21 protein-coding genes are annotated in these 26084 nt (G+C 64.0%); 4 read left to right on the top strand and 17 right to left on the bottom strand.

Annotation, left to right across the window (positions count from 1 at the left end; translation table 11 throughout):
- Window positions 1-2 precede the first annotated feature (2 nt).
- A complete protein-coding gene (locus ACVOLS_RS01570) occupies window positions 3-407 on the top strand; it encodes a hypothetical protein (protein WP_481544174.1) in 405 nt (134 codons plus the stop codon).
- A 218-nt stretch (window positions 408-625) separates the two neighbouring features.
- Here the strand turns inward: ACVOLS_RS01570 and ACVOLS_RS01565 are convergent, their stop codons facing one another.
- Window positions 626-982: a DUF1304 domain-containing protein gene (locus ACVOLS_RS01565; protein ID WP_481544173.1), complete on the bottom strand. Its 357-nt coding sequence runs from the start codon at window positions 980-982 to the stop codon at window positions 626-628.
- 49 nt (window positions 983-1031) lie between these two features.
- The gene (locus ACVOLS_RS01560) at window positions 1032-2360 is read right to left on the bottom strand and encodes an NTP/NDP exchange transporter (RefSeq protein ID WP_481544172.1); all 1329 of its coding nucleotides are present in this window, start codon (window positions 2358-2360) and stop codon (window positions 1032-1034) included.
- Window positions 2361-2529: 169 nt separating this feature from the next.
- Here ACVOLS_RS01560 and ACVOLS_RS01555 point away from each other — a divergent pair, with 169 nt between their 5' ends.
- On the top strand, window positions 2530-4125 hold the full coding sequence (locus ACVOLS_RS01555) for a GMC family oxidoreductase (protein WP_481544171.1): 1596 nt from the start codon (window positions 2530-2532) through the stop codon (window positions 4123-4125).
- A gap of 99 nt (window positions 4126-4224) precedes the next feature.
- On the opposite strand, the gene ACVOLS_RS01550 is transcribed toward ACVOLS_RS01555, so the two are convergent.
- Both ACVOLS_RS01550 and ACVOLS_RS01545 read right to left on the bottom strand, forming a co-directional pair.
- Window positions 4225-6150: a M48 family metallopeptidase gene (locus tag ACVOLS_RS01550; RefSeq protein WP_481544170.1), complete on the bottom strand. Its 1926-nt coding sequence runs from the start codon at window positions 6148-6150 to the stop codon at window positions 4225-4227.
- A gap of 29 nt (window positions 6151-6179) precedes the next feature.
- On the bottom strand, window positions 6180-6785 hold the full coding sequence (locus tag ACVOLS_RS01545; RefSeq protein WP_481544169.1) for a LemA family protein: 606 nt from the start codon (window positions 6783-6785) through the stop codon (window positions 6180-6182).
- Between the two features lie 79 nt (window positions 6786-6864).
- Here ACVOLS_RS01545 and ACVOLS_RS01540 point away from each other — a divergent pair, with 79 nt between their 5' ends.
- Window positions 6865-8280: a serine hydrolase domain-containing protein gene (locus tag ACVOLS_RS01540; protein ID WP_481544168.1), complete on the top strand. Its 1416-nt coding sequence runs from the start codon at window positions 6865-6867 to the stop codon at window positions 8278-8280.
- A 680-nt stretch (window positions 8281-8960) separates the two neighbouring features.
- On the opposite strand, the gene ACVOLS_RS01535 is transcribed toward ACVOLS_RS01540, so the two are convergent.
- From ACVOLS_RS01535 to nudE, 10 genes are all read right to left on the bottom strand, one after another.
- A complete protein-coding gene (locus ACVOLS_RS01535; protein WP_481544167.1) occupies window positions 8961-9503 on the bottom strand; it encodes a hypothetical protein in 543 nt (180 codons plus the stop codon).
- Between the two features lie 789 nt (window positions 9504-10292).
- Window positions 10293-10688 carry a glycine cleavage system protein GcvH gene (gene gcvH, locus ACVOLS_RS01530; protein WP_282270622.1) on the bottom strand — a complete coding sequence of 132 codons (396 nt, stop codon included), beginning with the start codon at window positions 10686-10688 and terminating at the stop codon, window positions 10293-10295.
- Window positions 10689-10774: 86 nt separating this feature from the next.
- Window positions 10775-11896 (bottom strand): glycine cleavage system aminomethyltransferase GcvT, encoded by a 1122-nt coding sequence (gene gcvT / locus ACVOLS_RS01525; protein ID WP_481544166.1) that lies wholly within the window; start codon window positions 11894-11896, stop codon window positions 10775-10777.
- 90 nt (window positions 11897-11986) lie between these two features.
- Window positions 11987-12418 (bottom strand): NfeD family protein, encoded by a 432-nt coding sequence (locus ACVOLS_RS01520; protein ID WP_481544165.1) that lies wholly within the window; start codon window positions 12416-12418, stop codon window positions 11987-11989.
- A 3-nt stretch (window positions 12419-12421) separates the two neighbouring features.
- The gene (locus ACVOLS_RS01515) at window positions 12422-13390 is read right to left on the bottom strand and encodes an SPFH domain-containing protein (protein ID WP_481544164.1); all 969 of its coding nucleotides are present in this window, start codon (window positions 13388-13390) and stop codon (window positions 12422-12424) included.
- Between the two features lie 68 nt (window positions 13391-13458).
- On the bottom strand, window positions 13459-13761 hold the full coding sequence (locus ACVOLS_RS01510) for an Mpo1-like protein (protein ID WP_282270617.1): 303 nt from the start codon (window positions 13759-13761) through the stop codon (window positions 13459-13461).
- Window positions 13762-13800: 39 nt separating this feature from the next.
- Complete coding sequence (locus ACVOLS_RS01505) at window positions 13801-14124, bottom strand: YnfA family protein (protein WP_296252628.1); 324 nt, start codon at window positions 14122-14124, stop codon at window positions 13801-13803.
- Window positions 14121-14942, bottom strand: coding sequence for a nucleoside triphosphate pyrophosphohydrolase (mazG, locus tag ACVOLS_RS01500; RefSeq protein WP_481544163.1), 822 nt, complete (start codon window positions 14940-14942; stop codon window positions 14121-14123). Before mazG ends, ACVOLS_RS01505 begins: the two co-directional genes overlap by 4 nt.
- 79 nt (window positions 14943-15021) lie before the next feature.
- On the bottom strand, window positions 15022-15831 hold the full coding sequence (gene cysQ, locus ACVOLS_RS01495) for a 3'(2'),5'-bisphosphate nucleotidase CysQ (protein WP_481544162.1): 810 nt from the start codon (window positions 15829-15831) through the stop codon (window positions 15022-15024).
- Window positions 15828-16376 (bottom strand): ADP compounds hydrolase NudE, encoded by a 549-nt coding sequence (gene nudE, locus ACVOLS_RS01490; protein WP_481544161.1) that lies wholly within the window; start codon window positions 16374-16376, stop codon window positions 15828-15830. Before nudE ends, cysQ begins: the two co-directional genes overlap by 4 nt.
- A 124-nt stretch (window positions 16377-16500) precedes the next feature.
- On the opposite strand from nudE, the gene ACVOLS_RS01485 reads away from it, so the two are divergent.
- The gene (locus tag ACVOLS_RS01485) at window positions 16501-17235 is read left to right on the top strand and encodes a 16S rRNA (uracil(1498)-N(3))-methyltransferase (protein ID WP_481544160.1); all 735 of its coding nucleotides are present in this window, start codon (window positions 16501-16503) and stop codon (window positions 17233-17235) included.
- A gap of 221 nt (window positions 17236-17456) precedes the next feature.
- Here the strand turns inward: ACVOLS_RS01485 and ACVOLS_RS01480 are convergent, their stop codons facing one another.
- Genes ACVOLS_RS01480 through ACVOLS_RS01470 form a run of 3 tightly spaced genes read right to left on the bottom strand, consistent with a single transcriptional unit; the run spans window position 17457 to window position 26068 of the window.
- A complete protein-coding gene (locus tag ACVOLS_RS01480; protein WP_282271128.1) occupies window positions 17457-17933 on the bottom strand; it encodes a chemotaxis protein CheW in 477 nt (158 codons plus the stop codon).
- Window positions 17934-17958: 25 nt separating this feature from the next.
- Window positions 17959-19302, bottom strand: a complete 1344-nt coding sequence (locus ACVOLS_RS01475; RefSeq protein WP_481544159.1) for a chemotaxis protein CheB — start codon at window positions 19300-19302, stop codon at window positions 17959-17961.
- Entirely contained in the window at window positions 19289-26068 is a 6780-nt protein-coding gene (locus tag ACVOLS_RS01470; RefSeq protein ID WP_481544158.1) for a hybrid sensor histidine kinase/response regulator, read from the bottom strand. The genes ACVOLS_RS01475 and ACVOLS_RS01470 overlap by 14 nt, the downstream gene beginning before the upstream one ends.
- Between the last annotated feature and the right edge of the window lie 16 nt (window positions 26069-26084).

The raw sequence follows: 26084 nt of genomic DNA, 5'->3' as shown, positions 1-26084 counted from the left end.
TCATGCAGATCGCGGAATGGATGCTGCGCCTCGGCGGACTGCACTGTCTGGGCTTTACCCTGTTCCACCTCGCGTTCTGGCGTTTGTTCGGCTGGAAACACGAGCTGGCAAAGCTAAGCGCAGCCAACCGCGCAATCATGCAGATCCTCAATCTGCGCCTGGTCTACGTGTTTGTGGGAATGGCCGTGCTGTCACTGGCGTTCACCCGCGAACTGCTCGATACCCGGCTGGGGCACGTGGTGTTGGCTTTCATGACCTTGTTCTGGCTGGGCCGCACCATCGAGCAATTCGTTTTCCTGCGCATCAATGACTGGCGCGTGCACCTGCTGACCGCCTTGTTCGTGCTGGGCGCCGTGCTGTACGCAGTACCGTTATGGCTGGGATTCTCGCTCTACATCAGCCGTTGATCCCCAGCGATGCCCCGTAGTGCCGAGCCATGCTCGGTAGGGGCCTTACAAGCCAACCCAACGTAGTGCCGAGCCATGCTCGGCACGAGCTCTACGGGTAATGCCCCTGCCGAGCATGGCTCGGCACTACGGTTGATCTATCGGCAATACCCCTGCCGAGCATGGCTCGGCACTACGGTTGATCTATCGGTAGTGCCTCTGCCGAGCATGGCTCGGCACTACAGCGCGCGTAGCAGCAGCGCCACGATTGCCGGTACGGCCTGCACGTAGAAGATGCGCGGGCTGACGCTGTACGCGCCGTAGGCACCGGCCACCACCACGCAGACCAGCGAGAACGTCACCAGCACCGGCTGCGCCAGTACCAGCCCGGCAATGATGCCTGCCGCAAGAAAACCGTTATACAACCCCTGATTCGCCGCCAGCACGCGCGTGGCCTGCGCCTTCTCCGGCGTGTTGCGGAAGGTCTTCAAACCCTGTGGCTTGGTCCACAGGAACATCTCCAGCACCAGGAAATACACATGCAACACCGCGACCAGCAGTGTCACCACCATTGCACTCACGCCCAATACGCTCATCGCCATCTCATCCTCGCAGCACAGCGGCAACCCGCCGCGGGGGAATCACTCAGCGATCCTGCGGCAGCTTCTTCTCTTCGCGCAAGACGCCCAGCGCCGACAGCGTCATGAACACCGCCACCGCTGCGCCACCGACGAACACCGCCTGCGAACCAAACAGGGACAAGCCCTTGTGTACCCAGGCGAAGGTCAGGTCAGCGCCACGGTAAACGACGGTATCGATGGCCGCACCGGCCTTGTAGCGCCATTGCCGGTCCACACGCGTATAGATCGTCTCGCGTGCCGGTTTGCCCAACGAGAATTCGCTGGCGCGGGTGAGCACCTGGATCACCGCCACCATCACCGGCAACGGTGATGCTGCCGCGATCGAGAAGCCGATGATGATCGCGAAACCCGGAATCAACAGCGCCGGAGCCACGCCATAACGTGACAGCAACCAGCGGGTCAGGCCCAGCTGGATGATCAGGGTCAAAGCATTCACCGCCAGGTCGATGCGCGAATAGAACGCGGTACTGGCCGCTGGATCGGTGATCATGCGGCGTACGATCGAGGCCTGCTCGTTGTACAGCATGGTCCCCACGCCCACCCCGAAGACCACCATCAGGGCCAGCCAGCGCAGCAGCGGCTCGTGCGCGATCAGCTTCAGTCCGTCAAACACACTGCCGCCCATGGGCTGCTCGCCATCGGCCAATTGCTGTTCGCGTTCGCGCTGCACCGCCCACGGCCGCAATTTCCAGATGCAGAACAGGCAGATCGACAGGAAGCCGGCTGAGACCAACATCAGGTTGGCGATGCCAACACGCTGCACCAGCGAGCTGGTGATGATCGGCCCGAGGAACGCCCCAACCGTACCGGCCGCGCCGATGTAGCCGTAGAACGCACGCGCCTGCACGTTGGAGAAAACGTCGGCCATGAAGCTCCAGAACACCGCCACCGCGAACAGGTTGAAGACGGTGATCCAGAAGAAAAACGCCATGCCACGGCCCGGTACATTGGCGCTGAACATCGCGTAGAAAACGAACAGGGTGAAGATGAAGAAGCCATACACCAGCGGCAGGAACACCCGGCGCGGATAGCGGCTGACCAGCCAGCCGTACAGCGGCTGCAGCACCAGCATGATCAGGAACACGCAGGAGAACAGGAACTGCAGGGTGAAGTCCTTAAGCGGCATGCCATGGCCGGCAAACCACGTGATCAACCCTGTCGGGAACAAGGCCCCCATGTCCGCCGAGGCCGCCATCGCCTCACGTACCGGGCGTAGCACGTAGTAGCCGCTGAGCAGGCAGAAGAAGTACAGGAACGACCACCACAGCGGCGGTGAGCCGCGCAGCGCCAGCAACAGCCGATGCATTGCACCGGGTCCGCGCGGAACGGTCATGCGGCACCCCGGCGAAGCGGGTGGCGAGAGGACGGCGGCATCGGGGAACTCCGGTGGGACTCGGCAGAGCGCGTACGTTATCTAATGCACTGCAACATCGCCAGTGCGGCAGGGCTTACCCCGGTACAACGCGCCGTTCTATCCTGAGTGACTCGGGAGGGAGAAGCGTGTGAGCGAAGCTGCAAAGGAATTCGACTACATCATCGTCGGTGCCGGTTCGGCCGGCTGCGTGTTGGCCAACCGGCTCAGTGCCGACCCGCAGCTACGGGTGCTGCTGATCGAAGCCGGCCCACGCGACTGGCACCCCTTCATCCATATGCCGGCCGGCATCGCCCGGCTGGTCAACAACCGCAAGGTCAACTGGAGCTACGACACCGAGCCGGAGCCCGCGCTGGGCAACCGCCGCCTGTGGTGGCCGCGCGGCAAGGTGCTGGGCGGCTCCAGCTCGATCAATGCCATGTGCTATGTGCGCGGCGTGGCCGGTGATTACGATCGTTGGGCGCAGGCCGGCGCCACAGGCTGGAACTGGGACAGCGTGCTGCCGTGGTTCCGCCACAGCGAAGGCAATGCGCGTGGCGCCGATGCGCTGCACGGGGCCGATGGCCCCCTGCAGGTAGCCGACCTGCGCCACGTCAATCCACTCAGCCACGCCTTCATCGCCGCCGGGCAGCAAGCTGGCCACGCACACAACACCGACTTCAACGGCGTCCAGCATGAAGGCGTTGGCCTTTACCAGGTGACGCAGAAGAACGGCGCTCGCTGCTCCTCAGCCGCCGCGTACCTCACTCCTGTGCGTTCGCGCACCAATCTGCAGGTGATCACCGGCGCACTGGTTGAACGGCTGCAGATCGACGCTGGGCGCGTTACCGGCGTGCACCTGCGGATGGGTGGCCAGCGACAGCGGTACCGCGCGGCCGGCGAAGTGCTGCTCAGCGCTGGTGCGATCAACTCGCCACAACTGTTGATGCTGTCCGGCATCGGCCCCGCCAATGCGCTACGCGCGCAGGGCATCGACGTCCAGCTCGACCAACCGGGCGTTGGCGCCAACCTGCAGGACCATCTGGATATCTGCACGCTGTACCGCAGCGTGCCAGGCATCAGCTACGACCGCGCCAGCGAGATCATGATCGGGCTGAACTACTTTCTGCGCGGTCATCGGGGTGCCGGCACCAGCAACGTCGCCGAGGCCGGTGGCTTCGTTCGTTCGCGCTTCGCGCCGGATGATCGTGCCGACATCCAGCTCCACTTCGTCCCGGCGATGCTGGATAACCACGGCCGCAATCGCCTGCCCGGCGACGGCTACACCCTGCACGCCTGCTACCTGCATCCGCGCAGCCGCGGCCGCATCAGCCTGGCCAGCGCCGACCCCGCCGCACCCGCGCGCATCCAGGCCAACTACCTCAGCGACGCCGAAGGCTTCGATCTGAAGATGATGATCGAGGCCGCGCGCCTGAGCCGCGACATCCTGCAGCAGGCCGCGTTCGCAGCTTGGCGCAAGTCAGCGCTGTTCCCCGCCGATGAGCACCTGGACGATGTCGGGCTGGAAGCCTTCATCCGCGCCAAGGCCGAGACCATCTACCACCCGATCGGCACCTGCCGAATGGGCAGCGACGATGCGGCCGTGGTCGATCCGCAGCTGCGGGTCCGCGGCATCGATGGATTGCGGGTGATCGATGCCTCGGTGATGCCGACACTGGTCAGCGGCAATACCAATGCGCCGACCATCATGATTGCGGAGCGGGCAGCGGGGTTGATGCTGGGGTGAGGCCCAGTGGTTGTTGGCAGGGAGAAGCAAGCAGAGGCAGAAAGCCCCCCTCCCCGGCCCTCCCCTTCGCCTTTGGCGAAAGGGAGGGAGACAAGCTACTCACGTCACCTGCAGCATTGCTGGCAAGGGGCAATGCAAGGTGGCGCAGATCGTCCGCAGCAACTCGGCCTCGGCGATGTTTACGCGCTGGTTGTGGCTCACCGTTGCGGTCACCGCTTCCACCAGCAGCTGCTTGGCCAGCGGGTCCATTGAATCCAGCGGTGCCCAGACTTCATCCAGGGCCAGCACGCCGGTGGCGGGCGGCGCGTACGGCAGATGATCCTGCGGCACGATGCGCTGCAGGCCGGCCAGGTAGGCGCGACGCGCGCCCGCTTCGTCGCCGGGGTTGCCGGCGCGCGCCACCACCGACAACAGGATGGCGAACTCGCGCTGCACGCCAGTGGCTTTGCGGCGGCCGAAATGCAGGTGACGCGATGGATCCAAGGCTGCCTGCACCTGCACCAGCAACAAGCGGGACAGGCAGTACTCGAACAGGGAGATGCGCCCATCGGCGTGGGTCACGGCATCAATGCAGCGCATGAAGGCCGTCAACTGCGGGCGCGGCAAGCTGCGCAGGGTCGGGAATGCCAGAGCCGCCAATGGCAGCCGCAGCGCGGCGTGCAGCTCGCGCAACGGGCCTGCCGCGATGCTCACTACGCTGGTGGCCATCGGCTCGCCCAGTTGCGCGCTCACCGCTTCGCGCTGGCGCGCGGCGACCGCGGCATCCACGTCCAGCAACATCGCCAGCAACAGCGGCTGTGCGGCGCCACGATCGCCGGCCAATGCGCGCAATGGCGGCGGCAGACTGCCGGCCAGGCGCACTGCCTGCTGGTAGTCGTCGTCGGCAGGCGTCGCCACCTGTGCGGCAACCATCACCGGATCAACAGACACCCGCTGCACTCCCGGCAACGGCGGTAGCACTGCATCCACACTCGCCACATCGCGCCCTGCCAGGCCCAGCACGCGATCCTCGGCCAGCCCGTCGGGCGGCGCAGCGGACCAATCGCCGCGAAGTCGCTGCAGCTGTTCGGCGCGAAATGCTGGCTCCAGCCGCTGGATGCGTTCCAGCAACGGCGGATGCGTCGCGAACCAGCTGGACAGCCGCAAGCCTTCGCCAAACAACATATGGCTGACTTCCTCGGCACCGGCACGGTCGGCCAGATGCGAGCCGTCATCCAGCCCGCCGATCTTTTTCAGCGCACCAGCCAAGCCCTGCGTCTGCCGGGTGAACTGCACCGCCGAGGCGTCCGCCAGGATTTCGCGCTGGCGCGATACCGCCGCCTTGATCAGCCGACCAAACAAGACGCCGATGCTGCCGATGGCGATGCCGGCCAAACCAATCAGCATCAACAAGAACACCGGCCCGACACTGCGACCGAAGCGCACACGCGTGCCGCCGCCCATATGCAGCAGCACGCGCTTGCCGATCACACTGAGCATCAGGATGCCGAACAGCACGCCCATCAGGCGGATGTTCAGGCGCATGTCGCCATTGAGGATGTGGCTGAACTCATGCGCGATCACGCCTTGCAGTTCATCGCGGTTGAGCCGCTGCAAGGTGCCGCGGGTCACCGCAATGGTCGCGTCGGCAGGCGAATAACCGGCGGCAAAGGCGTTGATACCCGCTTCCTGCTCCAGCACGTACAGGCGCGGCATCGGCACGCCGGAGGCGATTGCGATCTCCTCCACCACGTTGCGCAGCCGCCGCAATGCAGGATCGCGGGTATCGGCCGGCACTTCGGTGCCGCCCATCTGCGCAGCCACCGCCTCGCCACCGCCGCTCAGCGAACGGTTCCGGTACAGCGAGGCGAAGCCGATCACCGCCAGGGTCAGCAGGCTGCTCCACAGCACGCCGCGCACGCTGCCAGTGCCGAACCACACCAGCACATCCACCACCAGCACGATGGCCAGCACCGCAAACGCAAACAACAGCACCAGCCGCCCGGAGTTACGCCGCGCCTGGGCCTGGTGTTCGAAGAAGTTCATCCCGCGCCCCTGTTATACCTGCGCCAGGTTCAGAACTGCACCTTGGGCGCTTCGCGCACCTGCTCGCGCTTCTCCTGCGGAATATCCAACAGCGCCGCCGTGGCGAAATTGAACATGTCGGCAAACACATTGGCCGGGAAGGTCTCGCGGCGGTTGTTATAGCCCATCACCGCATCGTTGTAGGCCTGACGCGCGAAGGCAACCTTGTTCTCGGTGCTGGAGAGCTCCTCGCTGAGCTGCATCATGTTCTGGTTGGCTTTCAGTTCCGGGTAGGCCTCGGCCACCGCCATCAAGCGCCCCAGCACACCATTCAACTGACCCTGCGAGGCCGCCAGCTGCGCCATCGCCGCCGCATCACCCGGATCGGCCTTGGCCGCAGCCAAACCTGACTGCGCCGCGCTGCGCGCCGCGATCACTGCCTCCAGGGTCTGTCGCTCATGTCCCATATAGGCCTTGGCGGTCTCCACCAGGCTGGGAATCAGGTCAAAACGCCGCTGCAGTTGCACGTCGATCTGCGCAAATGCGTTCTTGTAGCCGTTGCTGGCCCGCACCAAGCCGTTGTAGATGCCCACACCCACCGCCACAACTGCGACAACCACCACAAGAAAGATCAGCAATATCAACGCGATGCCCATTCATTCTCTCCCCGTTTGTGCATTGGTGAAAAGCGGCGCTAGAATCGCCAACAGCAGTAGCTTACAGGCACCGATCACGATGAAAGACACGAGCAAGCGCCGGCACATTCGCCCGGTGGCATCGGGATTGCTGGGGGTGTTGATGCCCTTCGCATTGTCGTCTACCGCGCAGACTCCCACCCCCACCACCCTGGCCGTCGAAGCATCGACTGCCGCGGCGTTGCCGGTGAACTTGGAGAACGCGCCCACACAATCGCCGACGCAGCCGATGCCGTATCGCACTGCGCTGCGCCCGGACCAGGTGCAAGCGCTACCGGCCGACTTCAATGTCGCCGCCATCGAATCACTCGCCGAGCAGCTGACCTACGGCAACCGCGTTCCCGGCATGGCCATGGCCATCGTCCAGAACGGCCGTGTGCTGTCGGCACGTGGCTACGGTGTCACCGATATCAGCAACCCGCAGGAAGTGGACGCACACACCGTGTTCCGTCTGGCGTCGTTGTCCAAGGCCTTCGCCGGCACCATGGCAGGCCTGCTGGTCAACGACGGCACCCTGCGCTGGGACAGCAAGGTCACCGACTACGTGCCGGGCTTCCGCCTGGCTACGCCTGAAGCGACCGACAAACTGACTGTGGCCGATGTGTTGAGCCAACGCGTCGGCCTGACCAGCAATGCCTATGACCGCGATGTCGAGGCCAATGCCGATTACTACTCGCTGACCCAGAAGCTGGCCACCGCGCCACTCAAGTGCGCACCGGGTGATTGCTATTCCTACCAGAACGTCGCCTTCAGCCTGGTCGGCGATGTGGTGTTCGCGGCCTCCGGCAGCTTCTACGAGCAGGCTGTTGAAAAGCGCATCCTCAAACCGCTGGGCATGAACGATGCCAGCCTTGGCCTGGCCGGCATCCAGGCCAGCTCGCGCTGGGCGCGTCCGCACGTGCGCAGCCGCAACGGCTGGGTGTCGCTGACGCCCAAGCCCACCTACTACCGCGTCGCACCGGCTGCCGGCGTCAACGCCAGTGCCAGTGACATGGCGCAGTGGCTGCTGGCCCACACCGGCCACCGACCGGATGTATTGCCGGCACCGTTGCTGGCAACGCTGCATGCGCCGCTGGTGAACACGCCCGGCGAAATGCGTTCGGGCTGGCGCCACCAGCGCCTGGACTCGGCGGGTTATGCACTGGGTTGGCGCGTATTCGATTACTCCGGCCACCAGGTGGTCTTCCACGCCGGTGCGGTGCAGGGCTATCGCGGCCTGGTCGCACTGCTGCCGGAACGTGATCTTGGCATCGCCATCATGTGGAACGGCGAGAGCAGCCTGCCCAGCGGCATGATGCCGACCATCCTCGATCGCGCCATCGGCCTGCCGACGCAGCGCTGGCTGGACGTGGACACCGACTTCGGCAGCGACAACCTGATGGCAGAAGATGCGGCTCCGGCACGCGGTGGCAAGAAAGGCGCGTCTTCGGATCGCGCGGTGGCATCGCCGCGCTGAGTTGCATGGTGGTTTCCAGCAGTACGGGAAAGGCGGCCGATGGCCGCCTTTGTCTTTGATCGTTAGTCGAAACCGCAGCCAGCAGATCCGATGCAGCACTGGCTTCGCGGCTGACGCCGCTCCTACAAAAAGCCGGCGCCACCTGTAGTGCCGAGCCATGCTCGGCAAGGGGCTTTACCAGCAAATCAAAAGCACCCCTCCCAACCCTCCCCTTGCCTTCGGCAAAGGGAGGGCTCGGTTCGTCGGCATCGGTCAATGTGTCGACAAAGCTCGTAGCTCCGGTAGTGCCGAGCCATGCTCGGCAGCGGCTTTACCAGCAAATCAAAAGCCCCCCCCTCCCAACCCTCCCCTTGCCTGCGGCAAAGGGAGGGCTCGGCTCCTTGGCATCGGTCGATGGAAGTCAGATCTCCCTCTGACGCGCAGGCATTGCCCGAGCGGATGCATCGCTGGCTTCGCGGCTTACCCCGCTCCCACAAACCAGTCCTCATCTCCAGCGCTCTGGATGTTGAGCGACTTCGCGGCTGACGCAGCACTCAATGGTGGGCTGCTGCCGAGCATGGCTCGGCACTACCGTGCAGGCCGGCCTGATCGGCGCCTGCCGTTCCGGTTCGCCCATAAAAAAACTCCCTCCCCGCTGGGCAGTCGGGGAAGGAGTTTCAGGTCTTGCTAGTGGAGCTGGATCAGATCAGCGGCGCCGGGGTAGCCGGCAGCGCTACCGGAGCGGCCTTCTTCTTGCGAGCGGCCGGCTTCTTCTTCGCAGCAACCTTCTTGGCGGCCGGCTTCTTGGCGGCAACCTTCTTTGCAGTCTTCTTTACGACCTTCTTGGCAGCTGCCTTCTTGGCAACCTTCTTGACGGCCTTCTTAGCTACTTTCTTGACGGCTTTCTTGGCGGTTGCCTTCTTGGCAACCTTCTTGACGGCCTTCTTAGCTACTTTCTTGACGGCTTTCTTGGCAGTTGCCTTCTTGGCAACCTTCTTTACGGCCTTCTTGACGGTCTTCTTGGCTGCTGCCTTCTTGACGGTCTTCTTGGCTGCTGCCTTCTTCACGGTCTTCTTGGCGGCTGCCTTCTTCACGGTCTTCTTGGCAACAGCCTTCTTTGCGACCTTCTTCACTGCCTTCTTGGCGGTTGCCTTCTTGGCAACCTTCTTCACGGCAGCCTTCTTGGCGACTTTCTTTACCGCCTTCTTGGCGGCCGGCTTTTTAGCAGCTTTCTTCGTAGCCATGGTTTGTTCCTCGTCAGTGATCTATGGAATTGAAATGCCCAGTTGAAGCAAATCCGCGGTGTTCGGCGGAGGACCGACGACGCGTCTAGCGCATCGTTACGGATACAGAAACACCCGCAACGGGTCCCGCTGCAGGTGCCATATAAAAATCAGGGGGGTGTTTCGCGGAAGGAAGCGAGTCCTGCTCCACCATCAAAAAAATCCTGGCGGACGTCCAAGTTGTGCTTCGCGTCTGAATGTTGATCCGGCTCACTCGCTTCCGCAGGAAAGGTCTGCTGGGCGAAACCTAATCACGGTTTTTTTTACTGTCAACTATCTTTGCAAAATATTTTTCGGAAGCCTTCAGCCTTCCACGCCCGGCCGCCTGCCGCCACAGCCCGTCACCTGCACCCTTCGACACCACGCCTGCATGCTTAAAAAAAAACACAAAGTAAAAAAACATCGGTAAAAGTGCACTATTCGTTTCGACGCAGCCAACATGCAGCTGTGTTCGCAGTACACCAACGCCATCTCACGGTGTGCGACCAGCAGTCGCCGCCGGCCACTTCCAGCACCCAAAAAAAAGTTTGCCAAAGGCAACGCTTTAGCTGCGCAACGGATCATTTTGCGCAAACTTTTTGGACCACTTCGCAGTCCGCAACGACACCGATCAGAACCACTTCGCGTCCGTTGGCATCCACATCAACGCGTCATCGACAGCCACTCATCACCGCCGATCATCACGTGATGCTGACACCGACATAAAAAAACGGCCGCTGGTAGCGGCCGCTTTTCGGATCACGACAGGACTCAGTGGTCCTCGTTCTCCAACATCTCGGCATAGTCGTCCGGGCCGAGCAGGTCGTTCAACTGGTCCGGATCGGACAGCTCGACCACGTACAGCCAACCGTCGCCGTACGCGTCTTCGTTGATGGTTTCCGGCTTGTCGGTCACCGCTTCGTTGACTTCGACAACGGTGCCGGACACCGGGCTGTAGACGTCGGAAGCAGCCTTCACCGATTCGACCACCGCGGCACCCACGCCAGCCTGCACGCTGTCACCGACAGCCGGCAGTTCGACATAGACCAGGTCACCCAGCAAGCCCTGGGCATGATCGGAAATACCGACGGTAACGCGGTTGCTGCCTTCGACACGTGCCCACTCGTGGGACTTGAGGAACTTGAGGTCGCCAGGGATCTCGCTCATGGAACTACTCCGGAAAAACGGTGGTCGGGATGAATCGCTAGTTTAACGAACCGGAAGCAAGGTCGCTTCCGGCCCGGTCCTACAGGTCAAAGATTGATGCCGGCCTGTGCCTGGCCGTCACGCACGAACGGGAACTTGACGATGCGCACCGGCACTTCCTTGCCACGGATGTCCACCCGCACATCACCCGGTGCACCGGCCGGCACGCGTGCAAAGGCGATCGCCTTGCCCAGCGTCGGCGAGAAGGTACCGGACAGGATCTCGCCTTCGCCATTGGCGGTGAGCACCTTCTGGCCGTGACGCAGCACGCCCTTCTCGTCCATCACCAGGCCGATCATCTGCCGCGCGTTGCCGGCGGCCTTCTGCGCTTCCAGCACGGCGCGACCGGTGAAGGCGCGCGGCGTGCCATCGGCCAGATCATCCAGCGCCACGGTCCAGGCCAGCGCCGCCTCGTACGGAGTGATGGCTTCGTCCATGTCCTGGCCGTAAAGATTCATGCCGGCTTCCAGGCGCAGCGTGTCGCGCGCACCCAGGCCGGCCGGCTTCACGCCAGCAGCCAGCAGCGCATTCCAGAACGCGACGACCGCGCTCTGCGGCAGCAGCACTTCGTAGCCGTCTTCGCCGGTGTAACCGGTGCGTGCGACGAACAGTTCAACGCCATCGGTGGAGTTGACGTCCAGCGCGGCGAAGCGGCCGAGCTTGTCCAGGGCGGCACGATCCGACTCCGCCACCAGGCCAGCGACCAGTGCACGCGCCTGCGGACCCTGCACGGCGACGATGGCCAGGTCTTCGCGTTCGACTACTTCGACGCCGAAGGCTTCGGCGTGCTGACGGATCCAAGCCAGGTCCTTCTCGCGGGTGGAAGCATTGACCACCATGCGGAACATGTCCTCGGCCAGGAAGTAGACGATCAGGTCGTCAATCACCCCGCCCTGCGCATTGAGCATGCACGAGTACAGCGCCTTGCCGCTGACCTTGACCTTGTCGATGGAGTTGGCCAGCAGTTGGCGCAGGAACTCACGGGTGCGTGCACCCTTCAGGTCGACCACGGTCATGTGGCTGACGTCGAACATGCCGGCGGCGGTGCGGACCAGGTTGTGCTCGTCGATCTGCGAGCCGTAGTGGATCGGCATGTCCCAGCCTCCGAAGTCGACCATCTTGGCGCCGAGTGAGCGGTGGGTTTCGTTGAGCAGAGTCTTCAGGGTCATGGCCGTTCCACACTAAGGGGACCGCCATTATCCCAGATGGTTACTTTTAAAACCTGCGGCACTGCCACAACGGCAGTGCCGCAACGGTATTCAGACTGGCTGCACCTTGAGCGTCATGCCATCCACGGCCACCACCCGCACTGTACTGCCCTGCGGCAGATCGGGGCCGGCGACCACCCAGAACGCATCATCCACCTTGGCCCGACCGACACCGGCGCTGATCGCCTGCTCCAGCGTCACCACCCGCCCGATCAGCTGCTCGGCGCGACGGTTGAGCAGTGGCTGGTCGCTGGGCCGCGCACGTTGCCGGAACCAGGTGCGATAGACCTGGATCGAGACAAAGCTCAGTACCACGAACAGGATCACCTGCAGCAACACGGTCATGCCGTCGATCGCCCAGACGGTGAGGAACACGGCCGCTGCGGCGATGCCCATCCACAGCATGAAAGCCCCCGGCGCCAGCGCCTCGGCGGCAAACAGGGTCACCGCCAGCGCTGCCCAGATCACCACTTCCCAGCGCATGGCTCAGCGCCCCAGCGGCGGCGGGTTGCCGCGTGTCGGCTGCTTCGCTTCGCCTTGCTTGGCGAAGGCTTCCTTGGCCAGTTCCGAAATACCCGCAATGGAGCTGATCACACCGGTCGCCTCCATCGGCATCAGCACCAGCTTCTGGTTGGGCGAATTGGCCAGTTCACTGAAGGCTTCCACGTACTTCTGCGCGATGAAGTAATTGATCGCCTGCACGCTGCCATTGGCGATGGCATCGGACACCATCGCGGTCGCCTTGGCCTCAGCTTCGGCCAGACGCTCGCGCGCCTCGGCATCGCGGAATGCGGCCTCCCTGCGCCCTTCTGCTTCCAGCACGGCGGATTGCTTCTGGCCTTCGGCGCGCAGGATCTCCGATTGGCGGATACCTTCGGACTCCAGAATGGCAGCGCGCTTGTTCTGCTCGGCCATCTTCTGCTGCTGCATCGACTGCACCAGGTTGGCCGGTGGCTGGATGTCCTTGATCTCGATGCGGGTGACTTTGACACCCCACGGATTGGTGGCATGGTCGACCACGTTGAGCAGCTTGGCGTTGATGGTTTCGCGCTGGCTCAGCGATTCGTCCAGGTCCATCGAGCCGATCACCGTACGGATATTGGTCTGCACCAGCGCAATCATCGCCACTTCCAGGTTGGCTACTTCATAGGCCGCCTTGGCCGCATCCAGCACCTGGAAGAACACCACCCCATCCACCCGCACCACCGCATTGTCCCGGGTGATGACGTCCTGGCTGGGTACTTCCAGCACCTGCTCCATCATGTTCACCTTGCGACCTACGCCGTAAACAATTGGAATCAGGAAGTGCAGACCGGGGGTCATCGTGTGCGTGTACTTGCCGAAGCGCTCCACCGTCCACTCGTAGCCCTGCGGCACCATCCGCACCGTCTTGAACAGCACGATGATGCCGGCCACCACGACCACCAACGCCAACAACCCTGCTCCGCTGCCCATGAGATCGCTCCTCGTGCTGATTGATGGGCCGAGTATAGCGACAGCCCCGGAAACAACTGGGCAGGCGCTTACAGCCGCACCCGCCCGCGCAGGATGTCGACGAACATCACCCAGTCACCGGCAAATGAATAGAAGGGGTGGCGAAAGGTCGCCGGCCGGTTCTTCTCGAAGAAGAAGTGCCCAACCCAGGCAAAGCCGTAGCCGCATAGCAGCGCGAACCACAGCCAGCGCAGCTGGCCGCTCCACAGCAGCATCGCCACACAGAGCAGCACGCCGCAGCTGCCGATGAAGTGCAGGCGACGACTGACGACGTTGCTGTGTTCGCCCAGGTAGAACGGGTAGAACTCACGGAAACTGCTGAAACCTGACATGGCCTGCACCCAGGGCTGGATGCCTCCAGCATAGGCGCTTCAGTTGCTGCGCGGGGCGAACATGATCACCGCCATGCCGAGCAGGCAGAGGCCGCCGCCGAGCAGGTCCCAGCGGGTGGGTTTGACCGAATCCACCAGCCATAGCCACAGCAGCGCCATGCAGACATAGACGCCGCCGTAGGCGGCATAGACGCGCCCGCTGGCAGCCGGATGGAGGGTCAGCAGCCAGGCGAACAAGGCGAGGCTGGCAGCAGCCGGCAACAGCAACCACGGGCTGCCCTGCTGCCGCAGCCATAGCCACGGCAGGTAGCAGCCGACGATCTCGGCCAACGCGGTCAGCAGGAACAGCGCCAGGGTTTTCACTGCGCGGCGTCCTTTTCGTGCTGTTTCACCTGCTGCCAGAGTGCTTCCTGCTGCTGCAGATCAAGCTGCGACATTGCTTTCCCCTGCTCGGCCGCCAGCGCTTCCATCGCGCGGAAACGGCGCTCGAACTTTTGGTTGGCATGACGCAGGGCGGTGCCGCTATCGACCTTGGCGTGGCGGGCAAGATTGGCGCAGACGAACAACACGTCGCCCAGTTCTTCCTGCAGGCGGGTGTGGTTGTCGACGCCAGTGGCAGCAAGCTGAAACTCGGCCTGCACTTCGTCGATCTCCTCACGCAACTTGTCCAGCACCGGCACTGCATCCGGCCAGTCGAAGCCGGTGCGGGCGGCACGCGACTGCAGCTTGGTAGCGCGCAGCCACTCCGGCAGTCCACGCGAAATACCGGCCAATGCAGACCCATCCTGCTCACCCTTGGCGGCACGCTCGCTGCGCTTGATCTCGTCCCAGTTGGCCAGCACTTCGTCGGCGTCGCTGACCTCGGTGTCACCGAAGATATGCGGATGGCGGCGGATCATCTTGTTGCTGATCGATGCCACCACGTCGCCGAAATTGAACGCGCCCTGCTCGCTGGCCATCTGCGCATGGAACACCACCTGCAGCAACAGATCGCCCAGCTCGTCCTTCAGGTCCGGCAGATCGTTGCGGTCGATGGCATCGGCCACTTCGTAAGCCTCCTCCACCGTGTACGGCGCGATGCTGGCGAAGTCCTGTTCCAGGTCCCACGGGCATCCGCCATTGGGATCGCGCAGGCGCGCCATGATCTGCAACAAGGTCTGGATATCGGTCAGTTCGGACATGCGCGCATCACCTTTCATTACGAATACGCCGGCAATCGCCGGCGTTTGAGATTCTCTGCAGGCAGGCTGCGGCCTGGCATCAAAGCCCAGCCACCCACTCCTGCCATGGCAGCGAGGCATCACCCAAGGCGACGAAGTCACCGTTGAGCAGCCGCGGGCGTTGGTTGTAGGCGAATGGCACACCGTCATCGGCAGCCAACACCACACCACCTGCGGCTTCCAGTACGCACTGACCGGCAGCGGTATCCCATTCACTGGTCGGCCCAAGACGCGGGTACACGTCCAGCGTGCCTTCGGCGATGCGGCAGAATTTAAGCGAGGAACCCTGCGCGATCAGCTCGATCTCGCCCATCCGCGCCAACAAGGTCGCGGTGCGCGCACTGGCATGTGAGCGACTGGCGGCAACCCGCAGCGGCGATGCCGGTGGCACCCTTGTGGTGATCGCATCCTGCTGTTCACCGCTACGGCGCCAGGCCTGGCCACCGCGCTGTGCATGCCAGATGACCTCGGTCACCGGCGCCTGCACCACCCCAAACACCGATACGCCCTGTTCGATCAGGGCGATGTTGACGCTGAACTCGCCATTGCGCTTGATGAACTCGCGGGTGCCGTCCAGCGGATCCACCAGCCAATAGCGCTGCCACTGGCGGCGGGTCTCCCACGGCAGTTGCGCCGATTCCTCGGACAGCACCGGGATATCAGGGGTCAGCTGCGACAGACCCGCAACAATCAGCCGGTGGGCGGCCAGATCGGCGGTAGTGACCGGGCTGTCGTCAGCCTTCTGCTCGATATCGAAACCGCTGGCATAGACCTGCATGATCGCCGCGCCTGCGCGCTGGGCGATATCCAGCACGCCTTCGCGCAGGACGTCATCAACTACTGCGCTCATGCGCCACCTCGCAGCCACTCACGGGCAATGAACAGGGCAGCCAGCGAGCGTCCCTCGGAGAAATCCTCGCGCAGCATCAGCTGGTCCAGCTCGGCCAGCTTCCATGGCACCACTTCCAGTTCCTCGGGCTCATCGCCAGGCAGGCGCTCCGGATACAGGTCGCGCGCCAGCACCAACGTGGACTGGTGACTCATGTAAGTAGGTGCCAGGGTCAGACTGCGCAGTGCGTCCAGCCTGCGCGCGCCGTAACCGGCCTCCTCCTTGAGCTCGCGGTCGGCCGCTTCGATCGGCGTCTCGCCTTCATCGATGCGGCCCTTGACCAGACCCAGCTCGTAGCGGTGCAGGCCGGCGGCGTATTCACGCACCAGCAGCACGGTCTCATCATCGAGCATCGGCACCACCACCACCGCGCCGTGACCACCACTGACCAGCCGCTGGAAATGCCGGCGCTCGCCGTTGGAGAACTCCAGATCCAACTGCTGCTGGCGGAACGGACCGATGTGTTCTTCGACCACGTTATGGATCTGTGGCAGGCGGCGACTCATGCGCCGCTCCGGGCAAAACGACGGTAGATCGATAGAATGCGCATTGGCAGATACGTTTTCATGACGTTGAAATGCTAGCAGACCCAGCCGCTCCCCACGCGGCACCGCCTTTGCGAGAACTCCCATGCGCCTTACCCGTTGCCCGATTGAACTGCCGCTTGCCGCCGGCCAGAGCCTGTCCCTGCCTGAGGATGTCGCCAACCATCTGGTCCGGGTGATGCGCCTGCGCGAAGGCGAAGGCTGCGTGTTGTTCAATGGCGATGGCCATGACTACGCGGCCACCATCAGCGCGATCAGCAAGCGCGAGGTACAGGTACACATCGACAGTGCCCAGGCCATCGACAACGAATCACCGCTGGCGATCACCCTGCTGCAGGGCATCGCGCGCGGCGAGAAGATGGACCTGATCCTGCAGAAAGCCACCGAACTGGGGGTCAACCGCATCATCCCGGTCAACGCCGAGCGCACCGAGGTAAAACTGGACGCAGCCCGCGCCGAGAAGCGCATCGCCCATTGGCGCAATGTGGTCGGTTCGGCCTGTGGCCAATCCGGGCGTGCACGGATTCCGTCCATTGGCAGCCCGCAGGCGCTGGCTGCGGCCACCGCGGCACTGCCTGAGCAGACCCTGCGCCTGACCCTGGACCCATTGGGGGAACATCGCCTGGCCTCGCTGCCCGCAGCGCCAGCCAACGGCGTGGTGATCGCGATCGGTCCGGAAGGCGGCTGGTCGCCGCGTGACCGCCAGCAACTGAGCGAGGCGGGCTTCCAGGGCCTGCAGTTGGGCCCGCGCATCCTGCGCACCGAGACCGCCGGCCTGGCCGCCATCGCGGCCCTACAGGCCCGCCTGGGCGACCTGTAGCGCCGAGCCATGCTCGGCTGAGCGTTATCGGCTGCACTCACTGTTGTGGAAGCGGTGTCAGCCGCGAGGCCGACACCGCTGGAACAACCAACCGGTCTGCAATCTGATGGGGTGAGAGCTTCGCGGCTTACGCCGCTCCCACAATGTTGAGGATTGCCGGGAAAGCTTCTGCCGAGCATGGCTCGGCACTACGGGTGCCCTATGCGGGTGCCTTGTGCCGGTCAGGCTACGGCTTCTGCCAGGGCGAGGATCACGGCGCTTTCCACGGCGTCCAGGTCCGGCAGCAGTGCGCTTTGTTCGCCTAGCAGCACGCGCATGTGCACGCCAACCGGCAGGCTTTCTTCCGATGCGTCAGCCAGCAGGCCGTCGCGGGGTACCGCGATCAACTGCGGGAAGGACTGGGTCAGCAGGGCGAAATACGGCAGGTCCGGGTTACCACCCAAGGCCTTGAGCACCACCACCTTGTTGTTGCTGGTCACCATTTCATTGCCATGGCCACTGAGCCCGGCATAGGACAGCAACGGCACGCTCCAGCCATGCCACGCGATCTGCCCGACCAGCCACCCGGGGGTATTGGCAATCGGCTCGACCGCCACGCGGGACATCATTTCCGCCACCGTCGCATTGGGCAGCAATACGCGCTCGGTACCGGCCTGTATCAGTACCCCACGGACTTCATCGTTGTTTGCGTAGCTCATCGTCAGTTCCTGGGTCGCGCTGCGGTCACGCCGCGCAATGCACAGCCAATTCGGCGGCGAGATATTCCGGATCACCGGCGTTCATGCCAGCGACGGCCAGCTGACTGGCAGCGGCCGGGTCATAGCACCCCTCGCCGATCTGCCCCGCCACCCAGCCACCCTTGCCAGCAAATTCCAACACCGGCGCGACCATCGCTACGTCGGCGCCACTGAGCATAAGCACCGCGCTGCGGTCTGGCTGCAGGGCGCCGAGCAGGTCGTTGGCTTCCGCACAGAAGCGCAGGCCCTCGGCACTCGCCTCCACGCCGATCACATCGGGAAGAATGTAGACATCGCCCGGCACCAGGTTCTGCCCTGGGTCGGCCAAGGTCACCGGCAACGGCGTGGCCCGTGCCATCTGCTTGACCAGGTTGGCATAACGACCGCCATCCAGACGCAGCTGCACCAGCACCGGTCGCGCGAAGTCTTCCGGCAAGCTGGCCAGCACGCGGCGCACCGCGTCCGGGCCGCCGATACCAGCGATCAGCAGCACCGCGCCATTCCCTTCTGCAGGGCCGGCATCGATCTCAACCAGGGACAACTCGCTGTTGAGCAGGCTGGCCAAGGCCGGAGGCGGCTCCGGGGCACTGTTGGTTACAGCTGGCGGCGTCTCATAGCCATCGTCCTCTACCAGCGACCAGCTGCTGAAGTCAGCAATCGGCGCCTTCTTGCTTTCGGGTTCAACCGGTGCGGCAACCAGCTCCGGCGGCAGCGGCGGTGGCAGGCTCGGCGACAGCGCTTGCGGGGCTTGCGTGTTCCCGGCGATCAATTCCTCGAAAGACAACACTTCCGGATGCGGTTCAAGCGCGCTGGTCGGAGCGATATAGATTTCGTCGGCAGGCAGGTCATAGGCCTGCACCTGCGCCTCGTCCAGGTGGAACTGCAGCGGCGCGTCCACGTGACCATCGGCCGGGCGCGGCGGCAGGCCGGGCTCGAGGGTGATTGCCGGCTCGGCGTCTTCATTCTCCAGACCCGGCGGCAGCACGTTGTCATGCCCCTGCAGCTTGGCTGCCAGATGGCGGATCCAACGCTGTGCTTCCCAGCCTTCACGGCGTGCCGCCAGCTCGGCCTCCTCGAACAACAAGGAAAGCTCCGGCGTCTCCAACACCGACTCCAGCCGCTCCAGCGCGTCCTCGATCGCCGGCTCCAAGGCCACCAGCACGACCTGTGGCGCAGCCGAGGTCAACGCGGCCGGTTCCAACTGGTTGGGGTCTTCTTCCAGCACGATGCGGCCGCCGGCGGCCACCAGTGCCTCGCGCAGGCGATAACGGGCGGCACCGGCACGCGCCAGCAGTGCAACCGGCTTGGCAGTGTCGTCAGTCGCGTGCACGGGCGATCCCCAGCAGGTCATAGACATTGCGCATCAAATCCAGCTCCTGGTACGGCTTGCCGAGATAGCGTTGGACGCCGATCTCGAATGCGCGCTGGCGATGCTTGTCGCCACTGCGCGAGGTGATCATCACGATCGGGATGTTCTTGTAGCGCGGATCCGCACGCATCGCAGTGGCCAGCTCGTAGCCGTCCATGCGCGGCATTTCGATATCCAACAGCATCAGGTCGGGGATGCGTTCTTCCAGCCGCTCCAGCGCTTCCACGCCGTCGCGAGCCACGGCCACATCCAGGTTGTGACGTTCCAGCACACGGCCGGTGACCTTGCGCATGGTCAGCGAGTCGTCGACCACCATCACCAGCGGCACGTGGCGCTGGCTGCTGGCCTCGATGACTTCGACCGTCTGCTGCGGCTGGGTCAGATGACGACGTACCAGCGGTGCCACGTCCAGGATCACCACCACATTGCCTTCGCCGGTGATCGTTGCACCGTAGATACCCGGCACCGAGGCGATCTGCAGGCCCACCGGCTTGACCACGACCTCGCGGTTGCCCAGCACCTGGTCGATCGCTACCGCTGCGCGCAGGTCGCCGGAGCGCACCAGCAACAGCGGAATTTCGGTCTGGCCTTCGGCCTTGGCGGCAACCTGACCCACCAGCGTGCCGAGGTTGTACAGGCTGAAATCTTCGCCGCTGTAGTGGTAACCGCCTTCGCCCGACTCGAAACGCTCGCGCGAAATACGGCCGATACCACTGACCGATGCCACCGGCACCGCGTAGGTGGTTTCGCCGATGCGGACGAACACCGCCTGGGTAACCGCCAGCGTCTGCGGCAGGCGCAGGGTGAAGGTCGCGCCCTGACCGCGCACCGAGTGGATATCCACCGAGCCGCCAAGCTGACGCACTTCGTTGCGCACCACGTCCATGCCCACGCCGCGGCCAGCCAGCTGGCTGACCTGTTCGGTGGTGCTGAAGCCGGAAGCGAAGATCATCTGGTCCAGCTGGGTGTCGTCGACCTGCTCGTCGCTGCCCAACAGCCCACGCTGCTCGGCGCGGCGACGGATCGCCTCGCGGTCCAGGCCGGCACCGTCATCGCCGACTTCCAACACGATTTCCGAACCTTCGCGACGCAGGCGCAGGGCGATTTCGCCTTCTTCCGGCTTGCCCGCGGCGGTACGTACAGCCGGCTGCTCCAGGCCATGGGCAACCGAGTTGCGCAGCATGTGCTCCAACGGCGCGACCATGCGGTCCAGCACGTTGCGATCGAGTTCGCCGTGGGTGCCTTCCAGCTTCAGGTGCACCTGCTTGTCGGTTTCCTGCGCGGCCTGACGCACCACACGACGCAGGCGCGGCACCAATCCATCGAACGGCACCATGCGCGCACGCATCAGACCGTCCTGCAGTTCCGAGCTCACGCGCGACTGCTGCTGCAGCAGGGTGTCGTAGTTGCGTGACAGATCGTCCAGCACACCTTGCAGACCGCCCAAGTCGGCAGCCGATTCGTTCAGCGCACGGCTGAGCTGCTGCAAGGTGGAGAAACGGTCCAGTTCCAGCGGATCGAAGGTCTGGTCGGCCTGCTCATGCTCGCGGCGGTAACGCGCCACGATCTGTGCTTCGGTCTCCAGATCCAGGCGACGCAGCTGGTCACGCAGACGCGCGTTGGTACGGTCCAGCTCAGCCATGGCGCCGCGGAACGCGCCCAACTGCTGTTCCAGGCGCGAGCGGTAGATCGCCACTTCGCCGGCGTGGTTGACCAGGCTGTCGAGCAGGTCGGCGCGTACGCGCACCTGCTCCTGTCCGCGCGGTGCGCCTTCTTCTTCGTTGCTGGCCTGCTCTTCGCGCAGCGGTGCAGACAGCGGTTCGATCGCCGCCAGCGGCTGCGGCAGCACGTCGACAGCGGCAACACTTGCCGGTGCCGATTCGAACGTGGGAGCAGCGGCTTCCACCGGTGCCTGCGCGGCTTCGGCGCGACCATCGGTGCGCGCTTCGAAGGCCTCGATCAGATCGGTCGGCATCACTACCGCGCGATGCTCGCCGGTGCGGATCAACAACTGGTGCAGACGGTCGAAACCGCGCTCCAGCAGCTGCACGTCGGCGCGGGTGATCTCGGTGCGGTTGGCTGCAACCGCCTCCAGCAGCGATTCGATGCCATGACCGAGGTCACCGATGGCATTGATGCCGGCCATGCGTGCGCCACCCTTCAGGGTGTGCAGGTCACGCTGCAGGCCAGCCAGCGCTTCGCGGTCTTCCGGCGCGGCGCGCATGTCGTTGACCAGGCCATCGCAATGATCGAGCAGGTCCTTGCCTTCCTCGACAAAGATATCGACCAGCTCGCGGTCCAGGTCGGCGAAGTTCAGCGGCCCGGCGTCCAGTTCGTGTGCCACAGCTGCGGCGACCGGTGCCTCAGCCTGTTCCGGCAATGCTGCGGTCAGCGGTGCCAGCACGGTCTTGGCGACGACAAAGGTTTCGACGGCAGCTGGCTCGACAAGCTCGCTCACAGCCACATCATCAAGCTGTGCGGCTTCTTCAAGCTGCTCGGCTTCCTCAATCGCCAGCGCGTCCTCGACCGAAGTATCTTCTTCGTCCGAAGCAGTCTCTTCGATCAAAGCGGCCTCTTCGGCTTCGGCTTCGGCCTCAGCTTCGATTTCGACTTCAGCTCCGGGCTCGTCTTCATCAGCAGCTTCCAGCTCCGGCGCTGCATCCACAACCGGTTCATCACCAATCACAGCAACAGCATCAGTCTGAGCGACGGCGATCGACGGCTGCACGACGCTGTCATCGGCAACTTCGTCGAGCTCCGCGGCGACGTCAACCTGATCTTCGGCCACTGCCTGTTCAACTGCTTCCGTTGCTGCCAGCTCGCCTTCTTCAGTCGACCCCGCCGTGCTTGACGCTTCGGCTCCGGCTTCAGTTGGGCCCAGCTGCGCTGCGCCAACGGCAGCTGCGACGCTGGCGATGGCCAAGGCGCGTGCGACAACGCTGTCACGGTCATCCAGATGGCCGGATGCCTCCATCGCGACCAACGTATTCTGCTGACCGTCCTCGGGCCGGGTGTCGACTGTGTTGGCTGCAGATGCTGCATCAACATCAGCGCCGACGGCCAGTTCGGGTTCGATCTCGGCTGCTTCTGCGGCCACCTCGGCGTCGCGTGCAGCACCCCAGGTCGAGGCCCGCACGGCGTCATAGTGGTCTTCAGCTTCGGCGGCATGCTGCGAAACGGCCGGCTCGACGACCTCAGCCGATTCGGCGACGTCGATCTGTCCGCTCACTTCGCCAACGGCAAGCTCGGTTTCCAGCCCGCTCTCATCGCCGGCTTCAAACGCCTGCGACAGTGCCTCGGCATCAACCGAATCAACATTGTCAGCTGCTGCGTGCGCGCCGCGCTCGGCGACGTCTGCAGCAACCTGCGCTTCAGTGGCTTCCAGCGTTGCCACATTGCCAGGTGTCTCTTCCAGCAGGCCAGAGTCGAAGTACGCGGACAGGTCTTCCGTACCCACCACCTCGGAGCTGACGTCGCTGTCCAGCGAACCTGTTGACTGCAGGGCCACGACATCGTCTGCAACAAGCTCGTCTTCGGCCAGCATCGGCGGCCACTTGCCATCCGGCAGGTCATCAACCAGCGCCTGCAGACGCTCCGCCACGCCCGGGAATGCCGGGATGCGCGGCGAAGGCGCGCGCAATGCGGTGATCGTGGTGTGTACCGCCGCCGCCATCTGCGCCAGCGCATCCACGCCCGCGGCGGTCGGCGTTACCGCCGCCGCCAGCGAACGCTTGACGAAGGTTTCCGCCGGGCTGGTGATCTGGGTGATCACCGGCACATCGGTCATCGCGAATGCACCGCTCATGGTGTGCACGGCGCGCAACAGGTCTTCGGAGACAGCTTGCGGCTGTGCAACCGAGCCAGCCAGCCAGGTATTGACCGTGACCAGATGCGCGCCGATCTCGGCTTCGAGAATCTCGCGCAGCACCTCGTCCACCGATGCAGGGGTGCCTTCCGCATCCTCGATCTCGATCGCGGCTGCAAGATCGCTTTCCGCCGCCTCGGCGATCTTGAGTTCCGGCACCACTTCGTCAACCGGCGCGGCGGCTGCAACAGCACTGGCACCGGTCACGTAGAACGCTTCTTCGCCTGCTGCAACGCGGTCAGCCACGTCCTGGATGCCCAATAGATCGGACTGGATGTTGCCAACACCGCGCAGTGCCGCATTCAATTCCGGCAACACGTCATAGGCCTGCGTCACCGCAGCCATGACCGCAGGACTGGCGGGACGGCTGCCATCAAGCACGCGGTTGAGCATGCTCTCGATCTTCCAGCTGAACTCGCCCAAGGTGCGTGCACCAACCAGGCGCCCGCTGCCCTTCAAGGTATGGAATACGCGCCGTACCGGGCGCAGACGCTCCATGTTGGCTGGTGCTGCGCGCCATGCGGGCAGCAGATTGCCAAGGTTCTCCAGTTCTTCGTCGAATTCCTCGATGAAGACGTCGCGGATGTCCTGATCGATTACGTCGCCGCCATCGATGAAACCGCCGTCAAGCTGCTGCGCCGGCGCGGAAGCACGTGTCGGCGCGGCAGCACTGGCAGTGCTGGCAGCGACTTCCGCAGTAGCGGGCTCGGGCTGCAATGACTCAGGTAGCGCGAAAGGATCGAAGGCCTCGGCAGCCGCATCAAGCTGCGCCATGAACGCAGCGGTTTCCATATCCAGTGTGGATACGGCTTCGACAGACTCGGAAACCGATTCAATCGGTGCAGATGTCTGCTCCCAATCATCGGCGAGCGATACCTGCGCACTCGTTCCGCCATCGATCACCGGATTGACGGCTTCCAGCTCCGGGCTGAAGAACACATCGGTGTCAGCAAACTCAAGGTTGACCAGCTCAGCATCAAGCGCGCCGGTGCTGGCAGGCTCGGGCGCCTGCACTGCTTCTGTATCGGTGCCGTCCAGCGTCAGCAGCGACGTGTCGAAGTGATAGTTCTGGCTCGCGCCAGCGGAGCTTGCGTCCTCGGCGGCGACCGGGTCGAAGCTCGCGGCAAACGGCGCCGGTGCTTCTGCTTCATTCGGATTGGCCAGTTCGTGGCCTTCAAGCACCATCGGCGCCAGGCTGAAGCTGCTCTCAGCAGCTTCAGGTGTCTCGGCGGCAACTGGATCGAATGCAAAACTCTCCGCTGCGGCATCTGCTGCCTGCGCTGCAGACACGTCCACGTTCTGAACCGGTGTGGTCGGGGTTGCCACCGCATTGATCGCCGCGCCAAACACCAACGGGTAATCAGCGGCAGCTGCCTGCGGCTTTTCTTCCACTTCCAGTGGCGGCAACGGCGGCGGCATGGCCGCTGCGGCGATAGCCGGTGCCTGCTCGACGACCTGCGATGCTTCGCCCGCCGTTTCGACAGTTTCAGCCGGTGCTTCAGCCACATCCACAACTACCGAATCAGCCACGCCGATGCCCGCGCTGTCCGCAACGGCTGCGGTGCTGAGGTCGGCAGCCACCGTCTCGACCGCAGCGCTGTCGGCCACCGCGAACTGCGACGGAATCGGCCAGTAACGCAGGGTTTCCAGGCTGGTGCGGGTGATATCGAGGATTTCCTCGCGGCCCGGGCGACGATCGCGCAGGGCTTCAAGGAAGTACTCCAGGCTGGCCATCGCGTCGGCCAAGGTGTCGAGCTGGCGGCCGCTCGGGATACGCTGGCGTGCGATCAGTTCGACGTCGATGTACTGGCGTACAGCCTGCAGGTAATCGGCCGGTACCGGCATCTCCAGCATGCGCAGTGCGCCGGAGACCTCGCCCAGCAGGCGTGGCACTTCGGCCAGGCGTGCATGGTCCCAGTTGGTCTCGATGAAGGCGACAAAGGATTCGCGCGCGGCGGTGAAGTTGGCGATGGCTTCATGCGCCAGCACTTCCACGGTACGGCGTGTCTCCACCGAACCCGCATCATCTTCACCTGCGACGTTCGCGCCCAGATGGGCGACCTGCTCGTCCAGCGATGCGTCCACATAGAGCAGCGCGCCGGCGATATCCAGCAACAGGTTGTCGTCGATCTGGCGACTGCCGTTGACGACTTCATGCAGCGAATCGCGCTGCTGGGCAACGATGCCACGGGCAACGCCCAGGCCCATCACACCCAAAGTATCTGAGACGGCGCCCAGCTCATTGACCTGCACCTGCAGATCGGCCGGGTTGCCATCCATGCGCATATGCAGATCGAGCGCATCCTTGATGCGCATCAGTTCTTCCTTGACCGCATTGCCCACGGTGTCCAGCAGTTCGCGGTTACGCCCGCTCACGCTGCCACGGGCATGCTCCAGTTCATCCGGACTGGCGTCGCTGGCATCGGGATTGAAGGCGAACAACACGCTTTCATTGATGCCTTCAGCGCCGCGTGCTGCACGGATGTCATTGAGCAATGGCAGCAACACGATCGGAATATCACGATGGCCGTTCTGCAGGCGCTCCAGATAGTCGGGCAGCAGCACGGTGCCACGCATCAGCGTGGCGCAGGCTTCATCGCGGTCGGCGACGCCACCGTCACGCACTGCATTGGCCAGCAGCTCCAGCTCCTCGGCAACCATCGCCGGCGCATACAGCTCAACCATCCGCAGCGTGCCCTGCACCTGGTGCAGATAACCGGCGCAGAAGCGCATGCGGCTGGAATCGCTGGGATCTTCCACGAACGCTTCGACCTCGTTGCGCACCTGGCGCAGGGTCTCGTCCAGCTCGGGCTTTACCCACCCAAGAGCTGCGTGGCTCATCGCATCGCGCAAGGTACTCATCGCACTCCCCCGTGCA

The organism is Stenotrophomonas sp. STEN038 (assembly GCF_056759895.1).
This window is presented reverse-complemented; position numbering and strand designations above follow the sequence as displayed.